This window comes from Streptomyces sp. NPDC020422, from assembly GCF_044386705.1.
Taxonomy (GTDB): domain Bacteria; phylum Actinomycetota; class Actinomycetes; order Streptomycetales; family Streptomycetaceae; genus Streptomyces.
The window spans coordinates 251129-272900 of record NZ_JBIRVJ010000004.1 but is presented as its reverse complement, the minus strand read 5'-3'; the positions used below and the strand labels follow the sequence as shown (position 1 = coordinate 272900).

Annotated in this window: 20 protein-coding genes; 10 read left to right on the top strand and 10 right to left on the bottom strand. The window is 69.7% G+C overall.

Annotated elements, in window-relative coordinates:
* Window positions 1-347: 347 nt before the first annotated feature.
* The 9 genes from rpmH (at window position 348) to ACH414_RS12010 (ending at window position 7158) form a co-directional block, all read left to right on the top strand.
* Window positions 348-485 carry a 50S ribosomal protein L34 gene (gene rpmH / locus ACH414_RS12050; RefSeq protein ID WP_015659252.1) on the top strand — a complete coding sequence of 46 codons (138 nt, stop codon included), beginning with the start codon at window positions 348-350 and terminating at the stop codon, window positions 483-485.
* A gap of 21 nt (window positions 486-506) precedes the next feature.
* Complete coding sequence (gene rnpA, locus ACH414_RS12045; RefSeq protein ID WP_382539071.1) at window positions 507-878, top strand: ribonuclease P protein component; 372 nt, start codon at window positions 507-509, stop codon at window positions 876-878.
* Window positions 875-1201 (top strand): membrane protein insertion efficiency factor YidD, encoded by a 327-nt coding sequence (gene yidD / locus ACH414_RS12040; RefSeq protein WP_329422189.1) that lies wholly within the window; start codon window positions 875-877, stop codon window positions 1199-1201. The genes rnpA and yidD overlap by 4 nt, the downstream gene beginning before the upstream one ends.
* Before the next feature lie 3 nt (window positions 1202-1204).
* Window positions 1205-2527: a membrane protein insertase YidC gene (gene yidC, locus ACH414_RS12035; RefSeq protein ID WP_382539068.1), complete on the top strand. Its 1323-nt coding sequence runs from the start codon at window positions 1205-1207 to the stop codon at window positions 2525-2527.
* 29 nt (window positions 2528-2556) lie between these two features.
* A complete protein-coding gene (locus ACH414_RS12030; RefSeq protein ID WP_382539065.1) occupies window positions 2557-3066 on the top strand; it encodes a protein jag in 510 nt (169 codons plus the stop codon).
* A gap of 117 nt (window positions 3067-3183) precedes the next feature.
* Window positions 3184-3903 (top strand): 16S rRNA (guanine(527)-N(7))-methyltransferase RsmG, encoded by a 720-nt coding sequence (rsmG, locus tag ACH414_RS12025; protein ID WP_382539062.1) that lies wholly within the window; start codon window positions 3184-3186, stop codon window positions 3901-3903.
* Between the two features lie 272 nt (window positions 3904-4175).
* Window positions 4176-5264, top strand: coding sequence for a ParA family protein (locus ACH414_RS12020; RefSeq protein WP_382539570.1), 1089 nt, complete (start codon window positions 4176-4178; stop codon window positions 5262-5264).
* The gene (locus ACH414_RS12015; protein WP_382539059.1) at window positions 5261-6385 is read left to right on the top strand and encodes a ParB/RepB/Spo0J family partition protein; all 1125 of its coding nucleotides are present in this window, start codon (window positions 5261-5263) and stop codon (window positions 6383-6385) included. Before ACH414_RS12020 ends, ACH414_RS12015 begins: the two co-directional genes overlap by 4 nt.
* A gap of 155 nt (window positions 6386-6540) precedes the next feature.
* On the top strand, window positions 6541-7158 hold the full coding sequence (locus tag ACH414_RS12010; protein ID WP_382539056.1) for a GNAT family N-acetyltransferase: 618 nt from the start codon (window positions 6541-6543) through the stop codon (window positions 7156-7158).
* Between the two features lie 79 nt (window positions 7159-7237).
* Here ACH414_RS12010 and trxA read toward each other — a convergent pair whose 3' ends face one another.
* The 7 genes from trxA to ACH414_RS11975 all read right to left on the bottom strand — a co-directional run bounded on the left by trxA (window position 7238) and on the right by ACH414_RS11975 (window position 16792).
* A complete protein-coding gene (gene trxA / locus ACH414_RS12005; protein WP_382539053.1) occupies window positions 7238-7573 on the bottom strand; it encodes a thioredoxin in 336 nt (111 codons plus the stop codon).
* A gap of 47 nt (window positions 7574-7620) precedes the next feature.
* A complete protein-coding gene (gene trxB, locus ACH414_RS12000) occupies window positions 7621-8586 on the bottom strand; it encodes a thioredoxin-disulfide reductase (RefSeq protein WP_382539050.1) in 966 nt (321 codons plus the stop codon).
* A gap of 128 nt (window positions 8587-8714) precedes the next feature.
* Entirely contained in the window at window positions 8715-9614 is a 900-nt protein-coding gene (locus ACH414_RS11995) for a zf-HC2 domain-containing protein (RefSeq protein WP_386563174.1), read from the bottom strand.
* Window positions 9611-10315, bottom strand: coding sequence for an RNA polymerase sigma factor SigM (sigM, locus tag ACH414_RS11990; RefSeq protein WP_386563171.1), 705 nt, complete (start codon window positions 10313-10315; stop codon window positions 9611-9613). Before sigM ends, ACH414_RS11995 begins: the two co-directional genes overlap by 4 nt.
* A 27-nt stretch (window positions 10316-10342) precedes the next feature.
* The gene (locus tag ACH414_RS11985; RefSeq protein ID WP_382539041.1) at window positions 10343-12049 is read right to left on the bottom strand and encodes a protein kinase family protein; all 1707 of its coding nucleotides are present in this window, start codon (window positions 12047-12049) and stop codon (window positions 10343-10345) included.
* Window positions 12050-12166: 117 nt separating this feature from the next.
* Window positions 12167-14380: a murein biosynthesis integral membrane protein MurJ gene (murJ, locus tag ACH414_RS11980; RefSeq protein WP_382539038.1), complete on the bottom strand. Its 2214-nt coding sequence runs from the start codon at window positions 14378-14380 to the stop codon at window positions 12167-12169.
* A gap of 45 nt (window positions 14381-14425) precedes the next feature.
* Window positions 14426-16792 carry a DUF6049 family protein gene (locus ACH414_RS11975; protein ID WP_398941682.1) on the bottom strand — a complete coding sequence of 789 codons (2367 nt, stop codon included), beginning with the start codon at window positions 16790-16792 and terminating at the stop codon, window positions 14426-14428.
* A gap of 211 nt (window positions 16793-17003) precedes the next feature.
* Here ACH414_RS11975 and ACH414_RS11970 point away from each other — a divergent pair, with 211 nt between their 5' ends.
* Window positions 17004-18473, top strand: a complete 1470-nt coding sequence (locus tag ACH414_RS11970) for a CCA tRNA nucleotidyltransferase (RefSeq protein WP_386563160.1) — start codon at window positions 17004-17006, stop codon at window positions 18471-18473.
* 100 nt (window positions 18474-18573) lie between these two features.
* Here ACH414_RS11970 and ACH414_RS11965 read toward each other — a convergent pair whose 3' ends face one another.
* From ACH414_RS11965 to ACH414_RS11955, 3 genes are all read right to left on the bottom strand, one after another.
* Window positions 18574-19842: an MFS transporter gene (locus ACH414_RS11965; RefSeq protein ID WP_398941680.1), complete on the bottom strand. Its 1269-nt coding sequence runs from the start codon at window positions 19840-19842 to the stop codon at window positions 18574-18576.
* 79 nt (window positions 19843-19921) lie between these two features.
* Window positions 19922-21004, bottom strand: a complete 1083-nt coding sequence (locus ACH414_RS11960; protein WP_361849581.1) for an inositol-3-phosphate synthase — start codon at window positions 21002-21004, stop codon at window positions 19922-19924.
* Between the two features lie 47 nt (window positions 21005-21051).
* Entirely contained in the window at window positions 21052-21741 is a 690-nt protein-coding gene (locus ACH414_RS11955) for a helix-turn-helix transcriptional regulator (RefSeq protein WP_382539025.1), read from the bottom strand.
* Window positions 21742-21772 lie beyond the last annotated feature (31 nt).

The following is a 21772-nucleotide window of genomic DNA, read 5'->3' as shown; positions in this document are numbered from 1 at the left end:
TCGGGACGGTTGGTCGAAGTCCCGAAGGACAGGTAAGGACAGAAGGGAAAAGATTGCGGAGTCCAGCCACGGTAGTCGGGGCGGCTGACGTGGTTCAAGTTGTTGTCCACAGCCTGTGCACAATGGACCCCGGTGACTGGCCGGTTTGACCGGATGGCGTAGTCGCGCGTACCGTAACCAGGTCGAGTTGTCGATGGCTGCTGCCGCCTGCCTACCGATGGGCGAAGATCACCATATGTGATCGCGAAGCGGTGCACTCGAGCGTATTGCGAGCTCAGCTTCTCGTGGGCGCACGGTGACAGCCAGGCGATGTCCCGCCATCAACGAATCATTTCTGGAGCCCCCGAGTGAGCAAGCGCACCTTCCAGCCGAACAACCGTCGTCGCGCCAAGACCCACGGCTTCCGCCTGCGCATGCGCACCCGTGCCGGCCGCGCCATCCTGGCGAACCGCCGTGCCAAGGGTCGCGCGAGCCTGTCCGCCTGATCTGTCTAAACAGGTCATGACGTGCTGCCTACCGAGAATCGGCTGAGGCGGCGCGAGGACTTCGCGACCGCGGTACGCCGAGGACGCCGGGCCGGACGCCCGAGCCTCGTCGTCCACCTACGCAGCGGTGCAACGGACCCGCACGCGCCTGGGGAGAGCGCTCCCCCGACGCGTGCGGGTTTCGTCGTGAGCAAGGCCGTTGGCGGAGCGGTCGTCCGCAATCAGGTGAAGCGCCGTTTGCGCCATCTCATGCGCGAGCGGCTCACCGAGCTGCCCCCCGGTAGCCTGGTGGTGGTACGGGCGTTGCCCGGAGCCGGCGACGCCGATCATGCACAGCTGGCCCGAGACCTGGACGCCGCTCTCCAGCGGCTGCTGGGAGGGGGCACGCGTTGAAGTACCCGCTGCTGGCCCTCATCAAGCTGTACCAGTGGACGATCAGCCCGCTCCTGGGCCCCGTCTGCCGGTACTACCCGTCGTGTTCCCACTACGGATTCACGGCCATCGACCGGCATGGCGCGATCAAGGGCACAGCCCTGACCGCCTGGCGCATCCTGCGGTGCAACCCGTGGTCGCCCGGCGGCGTGGACCATGTTCCGCCGCGCAAGCGGCCGCGCTGGCACGAGATGCTGCGCGCCGCCCTGCGTGGAGACAAGGGCGGGTTCTCCGCCGAGACGAGCCCGGCCGGAGAGACCTCGCCCAATGCTCAAGGAGCCTGATTAGTGGACACGATTGCCAGTCTGTTCAGCTTCATCACCACACCTGTCTCATGGGTGATCGTCCAGTTCCACAAGATGTACGGGGCGATCTTCGGCCCTGACACGGGCTGGGCCTGGGGTCTGTCCATCGTGTCCCTCGTGGTGCTGATCCGGATCTGCCTGATCCCGCTCTTCGTGAAGCAGATCAAGTCGACGCGGAACATGCAGGCGCTCCAGCCGAAGATGAAGGCGATCCAGGAGCGCTACAAGAGCGACAAGCAGCGTCAGTCCGAAGAGATGATGAAGCTGTACAAGGAGACGGGCACCAACCCGCTCTCCTCGTGCCTTCCCATCCTGGCCCAGTCGCCGTTCTTCTTCGCCCTGTACCGCGTGCTCTCCAGCATCGCCGAGGGCAAGACCATCGGCGTCATCGACGAGTCGCTGCTCGCCAGCGCCCGTCAGGCCCACATCTTCGGTGCCCCGCTGGCCGCGAAGTTCACCGACAGCGCCGAGAAGGTCGCGGCCCTCGACGCCTCGCTGACCGACGTGCGCATCGTCACGGCGGTCATGATCGTCCTGATGTCGGCCTCGCAGTTCTTCACCCAGCGCCAGCTGATGATGAAGAACGTCGACCTCTCGGTGAAGACCCCGTACATGCAGCAGCAGAAGATGCTCATGTACATCTTCCCGCTGATCTTCGCCGTCATGGGCATCAACTTCCCCGTCGGTGTCCTCGTCTACTGGCTGACCACCAACGTGTGGACCATGGGCCAGCAGATGTACGTGATCAACCAGAACCCGACTCCGGGAAGCAAGGCCCAGGACGCCTACCTGCAGCGCCTGCTCAAGAGCGTCACCCACCACGGTGAGGTCCGCGGCCGGCGCCGGAAGAACATCGTCAAGGCGATCGTCGCCAAGGGCAGCGACCGCAACGACAACGAGCGCCGCTTCTTCGCGGGCCTGGCCAAGGCCGGCTTCGCCGCCCAGGCCGACGGCACCGTGATCAAGAGCGACACCGTGGCCGCCGAGGCGGAGGGCGGTGCTTCCACCCGTCGCCAGCAGCCCAAGCGCCAGACCAAGGCCCAGCGCCAGTCCGGCAGCGGGCAGCAGACCCCGGCGAAGGAGGCCGAGGCCTCCACCGAGGCTCCCGACGCCGAGACCGCCGGGGACGCCGGCGGGCAGGCCGCTCCCTCGCTGGAGAAGAAGCCGCAGTCCCAGGCGAAGGGCACCAAGGCCGGGTCCCAGGACGCGGGCGACAAGCCGGCGCGGCCGAGCCGGGCCAACTCCGGTGGCTCCCGCCAGCGCAAGGGCCAGCAGCGGCCCAAGCACCCCTCCTCCAAGAAGTAAGCCTCCACGAAGCTAGAAGGAGTCCATCCGTGACGGAAGGCACCACCTCCGCCGCCGAGGGTGGCGACACCCTGACCCGCCTGGAGCAGGAGGGTGAGATCGCGGCCGACTACCTCGAGGGCCTGCTCGACATCGCCGATCTCGACGGTGACATCGACATGGACGTCGAGGCGGACCGGGCCTCGGTCTCGATCATCAGCGACTCGAACAGCCGCGACCTGCAGAAGCTGGTCGGCCGTGACGGTGAGGTGCTGGAGGCCCTGCAGGAGCTCACCCGGCTGGCCGTGCACCGGGAGACCGGTGACCGCAGCCGTCTGATGCTCGACATCGCCGGCTTCCGCGCCCAGAAGCGTTCCGAGCTCGCCCAGCTCGGCGCCAAGGCCGCCGACGAGGTCAAGTCCAGCGGCCAGCCGGTCAAGCTGGACCCGATGACCCCGTTCGAGCGCAAGGTCGTGCACGACGCGGTCGCCGCCGCCGGTCTGCGCAGCGAGTCCGAGGGCGAGGAGCCGCAGCGCTTCGTCGTCGTGCTCCCTGCCTGAGCCCTCTCGTAGTGTCGGCCCCGTCTGTTCGCAGGCGGGGCCGAATTTTGTCAGCCTGATAGTCAGCCACACAGTGCGTTCGCACCTGATGCGTGCGGTACGGAAGGACGGTTCCCCGTGACGGAGGCAGCGGAGCTTCCCCAGGCGCCGGAGCAGGCGCGGACAGTCTTCGGCGAGTACTTCCCGGAGGCCGTGCGCTACGCGGAGCTCCTTGCCGACGCTGGGGTCAAGCGTGGCCTGATCGGCCCCCGTGAGGTGCCCCGGCTGTGGGAGCGCCATCTGCTGAACTGCGCCGTGCTCTCCGAGGTGGTCCCCGAGGGCGTCACGGTCTGCGACGTCGGTTCCGGTGCCGGCCTGCCCGGCATCCCGCTGGCACTGGTGCGCCCTGACCTGAAGATCACGCTCCTCGAGCCGCTGCTGCGCCGGACGAACTTCCTCCAGGAGGTCGTCGAACTGCTCGGCCTCGACCACGTGACGGTCGTCCGCGGTCGCGCCGAGGAGATGCTGGGCAAGCTCCCGCCCGTGCATGTCGTCACCGCCCGTGCCGTCGCACCGCTCGACCGCCTGGCGGGCTGGGGCGTGCCGCTGCTGCGCCCCTACGGCGAGATGCTCGCGCTCAAGGGCGACACGGCGGAGGAGGAGATCAACGGCGCCCGCGCCGCTCTGTCCAAGCTCGGTGTGGTGGGCACCTCCGTTCTGCACGTGGGCGAGGGGATCGTCGATCCGCTGTCCACCGTGGTCCGCGTCGAGGTGGGGGAGAGCCCGGGCGGTGTGAGGTTCGCCGCCAAGCGCGCCAAGGCGGCCAGGACCAGCCGGCCCCGCCGCGGCGGCCGCTGATCCCAGTCCGCTGACCCCGCCCACTGATCCGTACAAGCTGCGATACGTACAGATTTCGGAGTGTCGAGCGGTCCCGGCCCTGCGGCGCGTGCATCGTGTTTCACGTGAAACGTCGCTCACTGCTGCAGGGGATCATCAGCCGCGGCCGCGCGGCTGCCACGCCCCGGGACCGGACACCCCCGGCGAAACCCCCCGTGAGGATCAAGGGGTTGTCCACATCGGTGGATTCCTCCACAGAACCACGGGCCTCGCTGGTTCACGACCCCGAAAGCATGGCAGGCTCTGTTCATCGCGAGCCTGAAGCCGAGGAGAGTGAATCCTTGCGGTCCGACGCCAACATCGCGGGACCGATGACCGATCCGGTCCCCGGTCCCCGAACCGAATCGGTGGGGGAGGATGTTTCACGTGAAACACCGCCCCCGATGGACGACACCCCCATTGGTCGTGCAGCCCAGCTGGCCGTAGAGGCGCTGGGCCGTGCGGGTGAAGGGCTCCCCCGGCCTGCCCAGACCCGCGTGATGGTGGTCGCCAACCAGAAGGGCGGAGTGGGCAAGACGACCACGACGGTCAACCTTGCCGCCTCCCTCGCCCTGCATGGTGCCCGCGTCCTGGTCATCGACCTCGATCCGCAGGGCAACGCCTCCACGGCGCTCGGCATCGACCACCACGCCGAGGTCCCCTCGATCTACGACGTCCTGGTGGAGAGCAGGCCGCTCTCCGAGGTCGTCCAGCCGGTCCAGGATGTCGAGGGCCTCTTCTGCGCCCCCGCCACGATCGACCTCGCGGGTGCGGAGATCGAGCTGGTGTCGCTGGTCGCGCGGGAAAGCCGCCTGCAGCGAGCGATCCAGGCGTATGAGCAGCCGCTGGACTACATCCTGATCGACTGCCCGCCGTCGCTGGGCCTGCTCACGGTCAACGCCATGGTGGCCGGGGCCGAGGTGCTGATCCCCATCCAGTGCGAGTACTACGCGCTGGAGGGCCTGGGCCAGCTCCTGAAGAACGTCGAGCTGGTGCGCGGGCACCTCAACCCCGCCCTGCACGTCTCGACGATCCTGCTCACCATGTACGACGGCCGGACGAGGCTCGCCTCGCAGGTCGCGGACGAGGTGCGCACGCACTTCGGCGAAGAGGTGCTGCGGACCAGCATCCCGAGATCCGTGCGTATCTCGGAGGCGCCGAGCTACGGGCAGACCGTACTCACCTACGACCCGGGCTCCAGCGGCGCCCTGTCGTACCTCGAAGCGGCCCGTGAGATCGCGCTGCGTGGCGTCGATCTCCACTACGACGGCACGCACGCCCACGTCGGTCACCCGGCCCTGGGCCACCAGAACAGTCAGCGAATGTCGGAGGGGATCCAGTGAGTGAGCGACGTAGGGGGCTGGGGCGCGGGCTCGGTGCGCTGATCCCCGCTGCTCCCCAGGAGCGACAGGTGCCGGCCGTCGGCGTGGGCACCGGTCAGGCCACGGCCTCGGCCGGAGCCGTTCCGGCGCTCGGTTCCGAGCGGGGAGTGGCCGCGGCGAAGCTGGCCACCCTTCCGGCGAGCCCGCAGTCGCCCGACTCCGTGGTGCCGGCGAGCGAGGCCGAGGCCCTGCCGGAGTCCCCCGCCGGGGCGCACTTCGCCGAGCTGCCGCTGGACTCGATCACGCCCAACCCGCGTCAGCCCCGCGAGGTGTTCGACGAGGACGCCCTGGCCGAGCTGATCACCTCCATCAAGGAGGTCGGTCTGCTCCAGCCCGTGGTCGTGCGTCAGCTGGGCGCCGAGCGCTACGAGCTCATCATGGGTGAGCGTCGCTGGCGGGCCTGCCGTGAGGCCGGCCTGGAGCGCATCCCCGCGATCGTGCGGGCCACCGAGGACGAGAAGCTTCTGCTGGACGCCCTCCTGGAGAACCTGCACCGGGCGCAGCTGAACCCGCTGGAAGAGGCCGCGGCCTACGACCAGCTCCTCAAGGACTTCAACTGCACCCATGACCAGCTGGCCGACCGGATCGGGCGCTCGCGCCCGCAGGTCTCCAACACGCTGCGTCTGCTGCGCCTCTCTCCGCCGGTGCAGCGCCGGGTGGCCGCGGGCGTCCTCTCGGCCGGTCATGCCCGTGCCCTGCTCTCCGTCGACGACCCCGAGACGCAGGACAAGCTCGCGTACCGGATCGTGGCCGAGGGACTCTCGGTGCGCGCGGTCGAGGAGATCGTCACCCTCATGGGCTCGGAGCCCTCCTCCCCGGTCAAGCCGAAGGGGCCGCGGGCGGGTGCCAGGGTGTCTCCGGCTCTCCGTGATCTGGCGACCCGTCTGTCGGACCGCTTCGAGACCCGGGTGAAGGTCGACCTGGGGCAGAAGAAGGGCAAGATCGTCGTCGAGTTCGCCTCGATAGAGGATCTGGACCGGATCCTGTCGACGCTGGCCCCGGGCGAGGGGCGCGTCATGGACAACGGAACCGCTGAGCAGGACGCGCAGGACGCGCAGGACGGTCAGGACTCCGAGGGCTGAGCTCTCTCTCGTCCTCCAAGGGCGGGGCGTGTACCGGCAAAGACCGGAACGCGCTCCGCCCTTTGCCTGTGCGCGGTATCGCCCGGATCGCCCCCTCGTTACGATTCTGAGAGGCGTATTCGTACGGCAATGGCCGAGGGAAACGAGGAGCAGCCGTGGGGCGTCGGCTCGTACCGCTCACGCTGGACAACCTTCCGGATCTCCCCAAGCGGTGCCGCTCCTGTGTCTTCTGGGAGCTCGATCCGGTGAGCGGAGAGGCCGCCGTGAAGGCGGGCCGTCCGGAGCTGGAGAAGGAGGCATGGATCTCCGCGGTGCTCCTGGAATGGGGCTCCTGCGGGCGGGTGGTCTATGTCGATGAGGTGCCGGTCGGCTTTGTGCTCTACGCGCCTCCGGCGTATGTCCCCCGCTCCACCGCCTTCCCCACGAGTCCCGTCTCCGCGGACTCCGTCCAGTTGATGACGGCCTGGATCATGCCGGGGTATCAGGGGCAGGGCCTCGGGCGGATGATGGTGCAGACCGTGGCGAAGGATCTGCTGCGGCGGGGCTTCAAGGCGATCGAGGCGTTCGGCGACACTCGCTGGAAGGAGCCGGCCTGTGTTCTTCCCGCCGACCACCTTCTGTCCGTGGGCTTCAAGACCGTGCGACCGCATCCGAGCTTTCCCCGGCTGCGACTGGAGCTGAGGACGACGCTCTCCTGGAAGGAGGACGTCGAGATGGCCCTCGACCGACTGCTGGGTGCGGTGCAGAAGGAGCCCGCGCTCCGACCGCTCTGAACGCGTTGACGAACGACGGTGGCCCCGCCCCCTCGAAGGGGACGGGGCCACCGTCGTTTCACGTGAAACAGCGTGAGCGTCAGGCCTTCGCCTCGACGAAGCCCTCGAGGTCGCGCAGGATCGCGGCCTTCGGCTTGGCACCGACGATCGTCTTCACGACCTCGCCGCCCTGGTAGACGTTCAGGGTCGGGATCGACATGACGCCGTACTTGGCGGCCGTGGCCGGGTTCTCGTCGATGTTGAGCTTCACGACCTCGATCTCGCCGTGCTCGGCGGCGATCGCCTCGAGCGACGGGGCGATCTGGCGGCACGGGCCGCACCACGCGGCCCAGAAGTCCACCAGGACGGGCTTGTCGCTCTTGAGGACGTCCTCTTCGAAGGAAGCGTCGGTCACGTTCTTCAGGGCGCCGGCCACGGCGACCTCCTTTGATTCGCGGGGTGTGAGGTGATGAGGAGTGAGGGTCAGACCGCGGGGGTCTGGGCGAGCTTCTCGCTGTCGGCGAGGGCCGCCAGGAAGCGCTCGGCGTCCAGCGCGGCCGAGCAGCCGGTGCCGGCGGCGGTGATCGCCTGGCGGTAGGTGTGGTCGACGACATCGCCGGCGCCGAAGACCCCCGCGAGGTTGGTGCGGGTGGACGGGGCGTCGACCTTCAGGTAGCCCTCGCCGTCCAGCTCCAGCTGGCCCTTGAAGAGCTCGGTGCGCGGGTCGTGGCCCACCGCGATGAACAGGCCCGTGACGGGGAGCTCGCTGGTCTCGCCGGTCTTGGTGTTGCGCAGCGTCAGACCGGTGAGCTTCGGGTCGCCGTGGATCTCGGCAACCTCGTTGTCCCAGGCGAACTTGATCTTCGGGTCGGCGAAGGCACGCTCCTGCATCGCCTTGGAGGCACGCAGGGTGTCACGGCGGTGGACGATCGTGACCGACTTGGCGAAGCGCGAGAGGAAGGTGGCCTCCTCGATCGCGGTGTCGCCGCCGCCGACGACGGCGATGTCCTGGTCCTTGAAGAAGAAGCCGTCGCAGGTGGCGCACCAGGAGACGCCGCGGCCGGAGAGTGCGTCCTCGTTCGGCAGCCCGAGCTTGCGGTGCTGGGAACCGGTGGTGACGATGACGGCCTTGGCACGGTGCACGGTGCCGGCCGTGTCGGTCACGGTCTTGATCTCGCCGGTGAGGTCCACCGCGACGATGTCGTCCGGAACGAGCTCGGCGCCGAAGCGCTCCGCCTGGGCACGCATGTTGTCCATCAGGTCGGGGCCCATGATGCCGTCGCGGAAGCCCGGGAAGTTCTCCACCTCGGTCGTGTTCATCAGGGCGCCACCGGCGGTGACGGCACCCTCGAAAACGAGCGGCTTCAGCGACGCGCGGGCCGTGTAGAGCGCAGCGGTGTAACCCGCGGGCCCGGAGCCGATGATGATCACGTTACGGACGTCGCTCACGGGTTTCTTCCTCGTCTCTGCAGACTGCCTACTGCCTACGGGGGCGGTCGGATCGGTCACTCTCACCCCACCCAACCGATCCTACGGGGCAAGCATTCCCGAGACCGCCGCCTGGCACGGCACAGAGTTCAGGAGCGCGGGACGGATTCCCTGAGCAGCACCTCAGCCTGGGTGTTCCCGCTCCCCGTGGCACATGAGGCGTCGAGCACATAGACCTCCACCCGGGTGGTGTCGGCGGTGTCCGGCAGGACGAGGAGATAAGCGGCCTTGCCCTGGTAGTCGCCCTGCTGGAAGCCGAGAACGGCATCCGGGCGCTGGGTGCCGGCCTTGACGCAGCCGGGCAGGGGGGCGGTGAGGGTGCGCTTCTGGCCGTCGCCGCCGCTCTCGGTGGAGAACGACCCGGGCCCGGTGTCCTGGGGGGCCTTGAAGGTCCCGTGCTGCTGGAGGAGGGCCTGGGCGGCGGCTTCGACCGGCTGCCCGTCGAAGCGCGCGGCACCGGCGGCGCTGACGGCGGTGTCGGACTTGGTGTCGGCTTCCGTACCGCCCCCTGGGTTCAGCACACCGGACTGGACGAAGAACAGGCTCAGTCCGAGGGCCGCCGCGCCGAGCAGCGCACCCAGAGCCGCGACCCTGCGACGCCGGGGCCCGCGGGGCCGTCCGGGTCCGGTGGCGGCGGCGGAGCGGCCCGCGGGGCGGTCGGCGGGCGGGGGCGTCGCGGCCGGACGGCTGCGCGGTGTTTCACGTGAAACATGCGCGGGGGTTTCCGGCGCGGTGGCGTTCAGCAGCGCCTCGGCGGCCAGGGCGGCATCGATCCGTCCGGCGATCTCGGCAGGCATCCGGGGCGGCCCCGGCAGGGTGCCCAGAAGGCCCCGGATCTCCTCCAGAGAGGTCCGTACGTCCGCGCAGAGGGGACAGCCGTCGAGGTGGAGGCGTACCGCGGCGCTACGGGAAGGCGAGAGGAGGCCTTCGGTGAGGTCGGAGATCTCCGAGACGTCGGGGTGCTGAGTCGTGTCGGCCGTGGAAGTCACGCGCGCCCACCTCCGCCCTTCACAGCAGCTTGATTGCTCGGTCCAGTGTCCTTCGGTCCCGGCACCGGTGGGACGGATGCCCCCCGCGTCCGGTTCCTTCCCCCGTCGGGCCGCTCGTTACCCACCGTGTCGCCGCGCAGATGAGTGAGCATCGGCAGGAGTCTGGCCCGGCCGCGCGCGCAGCGGCTTTTCACGGTGCCGGTGGGGACGTCCAGGACCCGAGCGGCCTCCGCGACCGGGTATCCCTGCATGTCGACGAGGACGAGGGCGGCGCGCTGCTCTGCGGGAAGCGTGGCGAGGGCCGCCAGGAGCTGTCGGTGGAGGTCCTGGCGCTCGGCGGGGGCCTCGGCGGACTCGTGCGGCTCCAGGAGCTGCTCGAACCGTGCGGTGTCGTCCACCGGGGAGGTGCGCCGGGAGGCCGCCTTCCGTGCCCGGTCGAGACAGGCGTTCACGGTGATGCGGTGGAGCCAGGTCGTGACGGCCGACTGGCCCCGGAAGGTGTGGGCGGCCCGGAAGGCCGACACAAGGGCGTCCTGGACGGCGTCAGCGGCTTCCTCGCGGTCGCCGAGCGTCCGCAGGGCCACCGCCCACAGCCGGTCCCGGTGGCGGCGTACGAGCTCACCGAAGGCGTCAGGATCGCCGGCCACATGGCAGGCCAGGAGTTCCTGGTCGCTGCGCTCGTCGCGTATGGCGTCGTCCAACGGTGAGCCCCTCCCCCGGGGTACGGGTCAGCTGGTGATCTTGATGTCCGAGATCTGCCCCTTGTAGCCACCGCCGCCGGCCGGCAGGTCGGTCAGCCAGACGAGCACATAGCGCGTCATGACCGGCTTGGCCGGAGCGAGCGACACCTGGGAACCGGTCTTCGAGTCCTGCGTGGTGTAGCTCCCGGGCTGGTCGGGCTGGGACGAGGAGCCCTCCGGCGCCGTCCGCAGTTCGACCGAGGTGCTGCCCTGGAAGGTGACGTCGACCTTGGCGACCTGCTGGACCTTGCCGAGGTCGAGGACGATGCCCACCCCGTCCTTCAGACGCCCGAACTTGGAGTACCCGTCGTAGCGCATGGTGGGCCACGAGGTGCTCGGGTCGCCGTCGTAGGCGTTCTTTATCTGGTCGGGGTTCTCCGCGCCGTCGCCCTGCGGGTCGAAGTCATGGGCGTCGACGATCGCGACCGGCTTGCCGTTCGGCTTGTCCTTCTCGTCCTCGCCCGTCTGCGGCTGGGTGACCGGCGGGGTGTCGCTGCCCTGCTCCTTGTTCAGCAGCCGGTCCGCGATCTGCCAGCTGCCCAGGCCGAGGGCGGCGATCAGCAGGGCCGAGACGGCCCACTTCAGCGCCTTGCCGGTGCGGCTCTGCAGCGGGGGCGGCGGGACCACGACCGGCTGGGCGACCTGAGGACGCGGCTGGGGGCGCCCGTACGTGCCCTGCTGGTAGGTGGTCCGCTGGTACTCCGGCGGCGTCGGGATCGGGAACTCCGGCTCCGGCGGGCGGATGCGCGGCATCGCCGCCACGGCCTTGGCGAGCTCGTCCGGGGTGGTGCACGCCGGTTCCTGGCGCGAGGCCGTGGCCCCGTCGTTCGCCAGGGCGCGCATGGCGATCTCGGAGAGGCCGCGGTGGACGCCGGCACGGACCTGGTCGGGCGGGAGCAGGCCGACGCCCTTGGGGAGCCCGGAGAGGCCGTAGGCGTCGTTGTCGTACGGCCAGCGCTGAGTGAGCGCCGCGTAGAGCAGGGCGCCGATCGCCTCGGTGTCGGTGCGCTGGGGACGGTCGGCGCTGATGCCGCGCAGCGCCGCGTTCACGGCGAGGCCGCGGATGCGGTACTGGCCGGTGGAGCTGCGCAGGACGGCACTCGGGGTGAGCCGCAGGTGCGAGAGGCCCTCGCGGTGGGCCGCGGCCATGGCCTGGGAGACCTGGCTGACCAGTTGGTAGGCGTCGTGCGGCTCCATCGGGCCGGCTGCGAGGAGCGCGGTCAGCTCGGTGGAGTCGGGCAGCCACTCGTGCACGACGTACACGAGGTCGTTCTCCTCGACGGCGTCGAGGACCTGGACGAACCGGGGGTCGCCGAGCAGGGCCGCCGAACGGGCGGCGGCAAGGACCGAGCGGGCTCGGGGGTGGTCGGCGGGCAGGATGTGCACACCGACGGCACGGCGGAGCTTCTCGTCCACGGCACGCCAGCTGCTGAATCCGTCCAGTCGGGTGACGCACTCCTCCAACCGGTAGCGTCTCGCCAACTTGTGGCCGCTGTGCAGCTCCGGTGCCGTGATGGAGGGCTGTTCGCCGTTCTGTCGTTCGACCGCCTTGTTCTCCGTGGCCTCGGCGGTCGTGACCGCCTTCTTCTGCGCTTCCGCCACCCCGTCGGTCGCGGCCTTGTCCGCCTTGGCGGTCAGCGGGTCGTCACCGCTGTTGTCGGCCACGTCGACGGCAGCCGTGCTACGTTCCGCCACCGTCGTTCCTGCCTCCCCATCCGTTGCGCCACATCCAACAGCCATGCCAATTGTGCCCACAGTCCGACGCTATGCACGACACGCGTCGGCAGGCGATGGTTGTGCGAACCCTGTTCGTCAGCGTCCCAGACGCCCACGGACCATGCCGACCATGGAGTTGAGCTCCGCGATCCGCATGCGCTTGGCGGCCACGAAGAAGACTCCGAGCAGCACCGCTCCGCCCACGATCAGGGCCGCCAGCGAGCCGAGCGCTCCTTCGCCGAGCACCTTCAGCAGGCCGAAGCCCGCGGCTCCGGCGACGACCGCGGCCGGCAGGGAGGCCAGGCACAGCCGGGCGTAGGTACGCAGCACATGGGCCCCGTCGAGGTCGCCGCCGAGGCGGTTGCGCAGTCGGCGCCAGGCGACGCCGACGCCGACCGCGTAGGCCAGGCCGTAGGAGGCGGCCATGCCGACCACGGCCCACTGGGCGGGGAGGACCACGTAACAGACCGCCGAGGCAGCCGCGTTGACGGCCGCGACGATGACGGTGTTGTAGAAGGGCGTCCGGGTGTCCTCGTAGGCGTAGAAGCCGCGGAGCACGACGTACTGGACGGAGTAGGGGATCAGACCGAGGCCGAAGGCCATCAGGATGAAGCCCATGCCCTGGGCTGCCTGGACGCCGCTGGAGGCGTAGAGCAGCGTGCACATCGGGACGCCGAGCGCCAGGAAGGCGAAGGAGACCGGAACGATCGCCACGGCCGAGTTGCGCAGGCCCTGGGAGATGTCGTCGCGGACCGCGCCCGGGTCGTTGTCGGAGGCGGCGCGGGAGATGCGCGGCAGCAGCGCGGCCATGACCGAGACGGTGATGATGGCCTGCGGCATGCCCCAGATGAGCTGGGCGTTGGAGTAGGCCAGGAAACCCGCGCCGTTCTTGCCGGACTCCTCGCCGGCCGCGGTGGCGAGCTGGGTGACGACCAGGACACCGGCCTGGTTGGCGAGCACGAAGAGCACGGTCCACTTGGCCAGCTTGACCGTCTTGCCGAGGCCGTGGCCCTTCCAGTCGAAGCGGGGCCGGAAGCGGAAGCCCGTTTCGCGCAGGTACGGGATCATCGCCAGCGCCTGGACGGCCAGGCCGAGCAAGGTGCCGATGCCGAGCAGCCGGACGCCCTCGTCGGGGATGGTCTGGACACCCATGTGGGACTCGGCGGAGGTGCCGTAGACCCAGATGAACAGGCCGAACGTCGCGATCATCACGATGTTGTTGAGGACCGGGGTCCACATCATCGCGCCGAACTTGCCGCGGGCGTTGAGGATCTGACCCATCACCACGTGCACACCCATGAAGAAGATGGTGGGCAGGCAGTAGCGGGCGAAGGTGACGGCGACGCTGTTGGCCGCCGCGTCGTCGGCGATCGTGTTCGACATCAGCCGGATCAGCAGCGGCGCAGCGAAGACGGCGAGGGCGACGATCGCGCCGAGCGCGACCATCACCAGGGTCAGCAGACGGTTGGCGTAGGCCTCGCCGCCGTCCTCGTCGTTCTTCATCGAGCGGACGAGCTGCGGCACGAAGACCGAGTTGAGGCCGCCGCCGACGGTCAGGATGTAGATCATCGTCGGCAGGGTGTAGGCGACGGTGAAGGTGTCACCGAGCAGCGCGGCGCCGAGGGCGCCGGTGATCACCAGGCTGCGGACGAAGCCGGTGAGGCGGGAGACAAGGGTGCCGGCGGCCATGACGGCGCTCGACTTGAGCAGGCCGGAGGCGCGGCCGGACTTCTTCGGGGCGGGCGCGGGCATGGGGTTCTGCTCCGGGGCGGGCGGAGGCACCTGGCCGGGCGTCTGCTGGTCCCGGTAGAGGTGGGCGAAGGCGTCCGGTTCCGGCTCCTCCTCCCCTGCGCGGGTCACCAGGTCGTCGACACCGGTGAACTGGACCGTGCGGGCGTCGTCGCCGTACGGCAGGTGGCGCGAGGGCCCGTCGGGCTCGGGCGCCGGGGTCTGCGCCCATACCCGGGGGTCCGGCGCGTGCGGGGGCACGGCCGGCTGCTGGTAGAGCGGCTGGGGCTCCGCATAGGTGCCGGGCGGGGGCGGCGGGTGCGCGGCGCGGTCGTAGAGCGCCTCGGTCACCGGGTCCTGGGCGGACAGGTCCTGGCCCTGGTACGGGTCCTGGGCGAAGGCCTCCTGGACGTACGGGTCCTGGGCGTACGGGTTCTGCGGGTTCACCGCGTACGGGTCAGGGGCGGGCTGCTGCGGCGGCGGGACCGGCGCGTTGCCGGGTGCCGGTGCCGTGGGCGTCCCACCGGCGGGCGCGGTGCCGCCCGCGGCCTGACCGCGGTCACCGTCGTACGGCGCGTTCATGGTTACCCCACCTCATCGTCCCCGGCCGACCGGCCACGACATCGCTCAACGGTCCACTTTCTCACCCGGGCCCGACGGGTCGCCGCTTTCAGGACCGGTGTCCGGTGTCGGGTCACTCGGCTGCCCGGGATCGGCGTCCTCGGAGTCCCCGGCTTCGGGGTCCGGCTCCGGAGTCGGCGTCTCCGCGTCGCCCGCTTCCGTCTCCGTCTCCGCTTCCGTCTCCGTCTCCGCTTCCGCGTTGCGGGCGGCGGCGCGCTTGCGCTGGGAGTACATCCGCACGCCGGCGAGGACCAGCAGGAGCACACCGCCGGCGATCACGAGCATCACCGTGGGGGTGATCTCGGAGACCTTCACGGTGAAGGTCATCGGCGGGCCGTACGGGGTGCCGTCCTCGGTGTAGAGCTGGGCCGTCATCGGGACCGGCCCGTTGGCGTTGGCCGAGGCGGTGAACTTCACCGACTGGCTGTGGCCGCCCTCGATCTTCACCGGCAGCTCGGCGACGGCGTCGCCGCCGTTCAGCTTCAGTCGGGTCTTGTTCCCGGAGGTCAGGCGCAGCACCAGGTGGTCCACACCCTGGAGCAACTTGTTCTGCACCGTCACGGGGATGGTCGCGCTCCGGCCCGAGAGCAGCAGGTCGGACTTCTCGATCAGCTGCACCTCCCGGGTCAGGCTCTGCAGGTACTGCAGGACCTCCTGGCGGTAGAGCGCGGCCGAGGCCTGCTGGCCGCGCCACGAGGTCGACATCTCGCGGCTGATCGCGTTGGTGAAGGGCGGCACGACCCGGTCCGGCGCCGTCAGGATGACCTGGAAGTCGTCCAGCTGGTCGCGGGTCTGCTTCATCTGCCCGAACGCCTTGGCGTCCAGTTCCTGGGCGCGCAGCTTCTTCGGGTACGCCCCGCCGCCCGGCACCCGGGTGGAGGCGTCCGGATCGGGCTTGGCCGTGGCGGCGCCCGTCAGGTCCAGTGGCTGCGTCCAGCGCTGGGTGGACAGCCCCTGCAGCGCCGTCGCCATGGACTGGGCCTGCGAGGTGCTCGGCATGCGCGGGGGCGCGACCACGACGCTGCGCTGCTCCTCGGGCTGCTCCAGGGTCACGGCGAGCGACTGGGCGAGGAAGGACTGGACGGCGAGCGTGGAGCTCTCCGCCCGGATCAGATCGCCGTCGAAGGCGGTCGACAGCATGGCGTCGCTGACCACGGCGGTCGTGCCGCCGCCGACCGGGCGCGCCGCGGTCGGCGTGTACGGGAGGTCGTCGCGGAAGCTGTCGCTGCGGGCGATGACGTTGTGCGCGCCGGCGGAGGTGGCGACGGACATGATCGAGGGGTCGACGGCGCCGTCGACGGGCCAGGAGAAGTCGGTGGACGGCTTCACATGGAGGACGGTCTCCACCGTGGTGGAGGCGAGCGCGGTCGCCTGCTGGAGGTGGCTGAGCGAGCCGGGGACGTCCTTGCCGTGGTGGGCCAGGGAGGCGAGGTCGGGGTCGGCGAAGGGCAGGGCGACGACCTTGCGGCCCTGGACCGCCTTCTCCAGGGCGGCGAGCCACCGCTTGGCGATGTCCTGGTTTCTGCCCGCGATCTCGGTCCGGCCGCTCTTGACCTTGTACGACCTGGTCATGGCGTCCACGCTGGCCAGCAGGTCCGGGTCGATCACCCAGGTGACCGGGAGGTCCTTGCCGAGCGCGACCATCTCGTGGAGCCGGCCACCGGGGGCGAGCTCGGAGGCGAGGTCGTCGTTCTCGAAGACCGGGGTCTGCTGGAGGTCCGGACCCGTCTCCGCGGAGACATGGGTGCTGGAGATCAGCGGCCAGAGGTAGGTGAGCTGGGTCTTCTTCTCGGTGGCTTCGGGCTGGTACGGCAGGAAGGTCCGCTCGATGCCGAGGACCCGGCCGTAGGGCCGGCTCGCGGTCTGGCCCGTGAGGGAGACCCCCAGCTGGTAGACGCCGGCGTCGTCGAGGCCCAGTTTGGAGACGGGGACCGAGAGCGTGAAGTCGCGGCTCAGGCCCGCTCCCAGCTCCGGGATCTTGACGGTGTAGGCGCCGCCGAGCGGAGGCGGGTCCCCGCCGTCACGGTAGGCACCCCGCTCGGAGACGTCCTCGATCTCGCTGCGGCTGGTCATCTGCGGACCGACGCGCAGGTCGACGGTGGCGTTGGTCACTGCCTGCTTGCTCTGGTTGGTCACCGAGCCGGTGATGGTGAGCGTGTCGCTCTCCACCGGGGCGCTCGGCGCCAGCGTGTCGACGGACACATCGACGCTTCCGGAGCCGCTCGCGCTCTCGGCGGCCTCCGCCGCCTGCGTGGGCAGGCCCTGAAGGAACCCGGCCAGCAGCGGAGCCGCGACGCCGAGGGAGACCAGACGCCGCAACCGGCGGCGGGCAGGTGAGGGAGTGGTCCCCTGGATATCTGCCGCCTCGGCCACGCGTCGCCCGTCCTCGTCGTTGTCTGTGGTGTCTGTGGTGTCGGGGGTTTCCGGTTGCTGTGTCCAGGCATGGTAACGAGGCACGCAGCGGCCAAGTGCCGGGGACTGCTCCAGCCGATGGGGCGGGAGGGCACCGGAGCCGGTGCGGGGCTGCCGTGGCGGCGGAAAACGGGGGCATCGGCACGAGCTGGGCCACGTACCCTTTTCTGTTGTGCCGAACGCCAACGAAGAGACCTCGACTGCACTGAGCCAGGTGCAACGCCGCGCGGTGAGCGAACTACTGCGTGTGTCCCCCGTCGCCGACGACCTCGCCCGCCGCTTCAAGGAGGCCGGGTTCAGCCTCGCGCTGGTCGGCGGCTCGGTCCGCGACGCCCTCCTCGGCCGTCTCGGCAACGACCTGGACTTCACCACCGACGCGCGCCCCGAGGACGTACTCAGGATCGTCCGCCCCTGGGCCGACGCCGTCTGGGAGGTCGGCATCGCCTTCGGTACGGTCGGCTGCCAGAAGGACGCCCGTGTCGGCGACGTCGTCCAGCGCTTCCAGGTGGAGGTCACCACCTACCGCTCCGAGGCGTACGACCGCACCTCGCGCAAGCCCGAGGTCTCCTACGGCGACTCCATCGAGGCGGACCTGGTCCGGCGTGACTTCACGGTCAACGCCATGGCCGTGGCGCTCCCCGAGAAGGAGTTCATCGACCCGTACGGCGGCCTGGAGGATCTGGCCGCCCGCGTGCTGCGGACCCCCGGGACACCCGAGGAGTCCTTCTCCGACGACCCGCTGCGCATGATGCGCGCCGCGCGCTTCTCCGCTCAGCTGGACTTCGAGGTGGCCCCCGAGGTGGTCACCGCGATGACGGAGATGGCGGAACGGCTTGAGATCGTCTCCGCAGAGCGGGTGCGTGACGAGCTCAACAAGCTGCTGCTCTCCTCCCACCCCCGCAAGGGCCTGGGGCTGCTCGTGGACACCGGCCTCGCCGCGTACGTGCTGCCCGAGCTTCCCGGGCTGCGGCTGGAGAGCGATGAGCACCACCGGCACAAGGACGTCTACGAGCACTCGCTGACCGTCCTCGACCAGGCCATCGCCCTGGAGGAGGACGGACCGGACCTCGTGCTGCGTCTGGCATCCCTGCTCCATGACATCGGCAAGCCGCGCACCCGGCGCTTCGAGAAGGACGGCCGGGTCTCCTTCCACCACCACGAGGTGGTCGGCGCGAAGATGACGAAGAAGCGCATGACCGCGCTCAAGTACTCCAACGAGATGATCAAGGACGTTTCTCGTCTCGTGGAGTTGCATCTGCGCTTCCACGGTTATGGCTCGGGCGAGTGGACGGACTCGGCCGTCCGTCGCTATGTGCGGGACGCGGGACCTCTCCTCTCCCGGCTCCACAAGCTGACCCGCTCGGACTGCACCACGCGCAACAAGCGCAAGGCCGCCGCGCTCTCCCGTACCTACGACGGTCTGGAAGAGCGCATCGCGCAGCTTCAGGAGCAGGAGGAGCTGGACTCGATCCGTCCCGACCTCGACGGCAACCAGATCCAGGAGATCCTGGGGATCCGTCCCGGGCCGGCCGTCGGTCGTGCCTACAAGTTCCTGCTGGAGCTGCGGCTGGAGAACGGGCCGATGGGACATGACGAAGCGGTCGCCGCACTCAAGGAGTGGTGGGCGACGCAGGGCGAGTAGGGCGATGCCGTTGTTTCACGGGCGATGTTTCACGTGAAACAGCGAAAGGGCCGGCACCGACGAGGGGCGATGTTTCACGTGAAACATCGCCCCTTCGTCGTCAGGCCTGCGGGGTCCTTCTGGGGCTCCTCGCCAAGGCGAGGGCGACGGTGGCGTAGAGAACGGCCACGAAGACCACCAGAAGCGCGGACTTGCCGTCGGGAGGCAGCATGAGTGCCGCGACCCCTGCCGCCCCGACGAAGGCGACATTGAAGAGCACGTCGTAGAGGGAGAAGACCCTTCCTCGGTAGGCGTCGTCCACCGAGGTCTGGACGACCGTGTCCGTCGCGATCTTCGCGCCCTGGGTGGTCAGCCCCAGGACGAAGGCGGCCACGAGGAAGGGTGTCCGGGCGAAGGTCAGCCCGAGCGCCGGGGTGAGTACGGCCGCGATTCCCGCGCAGAGGGTCATCCAGCCGAACGGCCCCAGCTTTCCGACCGCCCAGGGGGACAGGAGCGCCGCCGCGAAGAACCCGGCCCCGGAGGCGGCGACGGCCAGTCCGAGCGCGGCGAGGCCGTCCGACTGCGCCGAGCTCCATGCGTACCGGCAGAGCATGAGCACGGTTACGAAGAGGGCTCCGTAGCAGAAGCGCATCACGGCGACCGCGGCGAGCGCCCGGGCTGCGGGCCGCCGCTCGGAGAGGTGACGCAGGCCGCTCGCCATTCCACGGGCGGTGGACCTCAACGCGGTGGACAGCCGGGGCTGGAGGTGGCCCGGGTCCGGCCCGAGGAGCTCGCGCGCCATCCGCAGCGAGGCGAGCGCGGAGCAGAGGTAGAGGAGAGCGCCGAGGAGCACGACGGCGGCGTCGGAGTCGTCGGCGATCAGGCGCACCCCGAAGGCGAGTCCGCCGCCGACGGTCGCGGCGAGGGTGCCCGCGGTCGGGGAGAGCGAGTTGGCGATGACCAGCCGCTCGTCGTCGACCACGCGCGGGAGGGCGGCCGAGAGCCCCGCCAGGACGAAGCGGTTGACGGCCGTGACGGAGAGGGCGGAGGCGTAGAAGAGCCAGTCGGGCGCGGAGGACAGGATGAGCAGCGCGGTCCCGCAGGCGAGGACGGTGCGCAGCAGGTTTCCGTAGAGGAAGACCTGGCGCCGCTGCCAGCGGTCGAGCAGGACGCCGGCGAAGGGGCCGACGAGGGAGTACGGGAGCAGCAGCACCGCCATGGCGGAGGCGATGGCAGCGGGGCTGGTCTCCTTCTCGGGGGAGAAGACGACGTACGTGGCCAGAGCCACCTGGTAGACGCCGTCCGCGCACTGGGAGAGCAGGCGCACGGCGAGCAGGCGGCGGAAGTTCCGCAGGCGCAGGAGGATGCGCAGATCACGCACGACGGACATGGCAGCAAGACTCACATACGAAGAGGGCCCCCGGGCAGTGCCGCGGGGACCCTCGTCATCGAGTCGGGAGACCGTCAGGTCAGCGCTCGACCTCGCCCTTGATGAACTTCTCGACGTTGGCGAGCGCCTCGTCGTCGAAGTACTGGACCGGCGGGGACTTCATGAAGTACGAGGACGCGGAGAGGATCGGGCCACCGATGCCCCGGTCCTTGGCGATCTTCGCGGCGCGCAGGGCGTCGATGATGACACCGGCCGAGTTCGGGGAGTCCCACACCTCGAGCTTGTACTCGAGGTTCAGCGGGACGTCACCGAAGGCGCGGCCCTCGAGGCGGACGTACGCCCACTTGCGGTCGTCGAGCCAGGCCACGTAGTCCGAGGGACCGATGTGGACGTTCTTCTCGCCCAGCTCGCGGTCGGGGATCTGCGAGGTGACGGCCTGCGTCTTCGAGATCTTCTTCGACTCGAGGCGGTCGCGCTCGAGCATGTTCTTGAAGTCCATGTTGCCGCCGACGTTGAGCTGCATGGTGCGCTCAAGGCGGACACCGCGGTCCTCGAACAGCTTGGCCATCACGCGGTGCGTGATGGTCGCGCCGACCTGGGACTTGATGTCGTCGCCGACGATCGGGACACCGGCCTCGGTGAACTTGTCAGCCCACTCCTTGGTGCCGGCGATGAAGACCGGGAGGGCGTTGACGAAGGCGACCTTGGCGTCGATGGCGCACTGGGCGTAGAACTTCGCGGCGTCCTCGGAGCCCACGGGCAGGTAGCACACGAGCACGTCGACCTGCTTGTCCTTGAGGACCTGGACGACGTCCACGGGAGCCTCGGCGGACTCCTCGATGGTCATGCGGTAGTACTTGCCCAGCCCGTCGAGGGTGTGACCACGCTGGACCGTGACGCCCTTGTTCGGGACGTCGCAGATCTTGATGGTGTTGTTCTCGCTGGCGCCGATGGCGTCGGAGAGGTCGAGGCCGACCTTCTTCGCGTCCACGTCGAACGCGGCCACGAACTCCACGTCGCCGACGTGGTAGTCGCCGAACTGGACGTGCATCAGGCCGGGCACCTTGGTCGCCGGGTCGGCGTCCTTGTAGTACTCGACGCCCTGCACCAGCGAGGCGGCGCAGTTGCCCACGCCGACGATGGCTACGCGAACCGAACCCATTCCGGTTGCTCCCTGTGTGTCGTTGGAAGCCCTGCTGACGCAGGGTTTCACTTGGCGGTGTCGTCGGACGGATCCGGCCGGGTACTGCCCCCGTGCCGGGGCAGGCCGCCCGTGTCTCCAGAATTTTTGTCCTGCTGAGCGGCGCCCTCGGGGGCGTCGGGGCGCGATCGCTGATCCCGCCCCGCCCGCTCGCTCTCGATGAGCTCGTTCAGCCAGCGCACTTCGCGCTCCACGGACTCCATTCCGTGGCGCTGCAGCTCAAGCGTGTAGTCGTCGAGGCGCTCGCGCGTCCGGGCCAGGGAGGCGCGCATCTTCTCCAGGCGCTCCTCCAGCCGGCTGCGGCGGCCCTCCAGCACTCGCATCCGCACCTCGTGCTCGGTCTGGCCGAAGAACGCGAAGCGGGCGGCGAAGTGCTCGTCTTCCCAGGAGTCGGGGCCGGTGTGGGAGAGGAGCTCCTCGAAGTGCTCCTTACCTTCGGCCGTCAACCGGTAGACGATCTTGGCGCGGCGTCCTGCGAGTGAAGCGGCCAGCGCCTCCTCGGGGGCGCTGCCGGGCTCCTCGATCAACCAGCCGTTGGCGACCAGCGTCTTGAGGCAGGGGTAGAGGGTCCCGTAGCTGAAGGCCCGGAAGATCCCCAGCGAGGTGTTGAGCCGCTTGCGGAGCTCGTAACCGTGCATCGGGGCCTCGCGGAGCAGGCCGAGAACGGCGAACTCAAGGATTCCTGAGCGCCTGCTCATTCGCCGCCTCCTCCGCTCTCGGGACTCGTCT

Coding starts and splice junctions, on each gene's coding strand:
- ACH414_RS12020 (WP_382539570.1), top strand. CDS start 4,176: ATGGCAGGCTCTGTTCATCGCGAGCCTGAAGCCGAGGAGAGTGAATCC.
- murJ (WP_382539038.1), bottom strand. CDS start 14,380: ATGAACGCGCCGTACGACGGTGACCGCGGTCAGGCCGCGGGCGGCACC.
- ACH414_RS11965 (WP_398941680.1), bottom strand. CDS start 19,842: ATGTCCGTCGTGCGTGATCTGCGCATCCTCCTGCGCCTGCGGAACTTC.
- ACH414_RS11960 (WP_361849581.1), bottom strand. CDS start 21,004: ATGGGTTCGGTTCGCGTAGCCATCGTCGGCGTGGGCAACTGCGCCGCC.
- ACH414_RS11955 (WP_382539025.1), bottom strand. CDS start 21,741: ATGAGCAGGCGCTCAGGAATCCTTGAGTTCGCCGTTCTCGGCCTGCTC.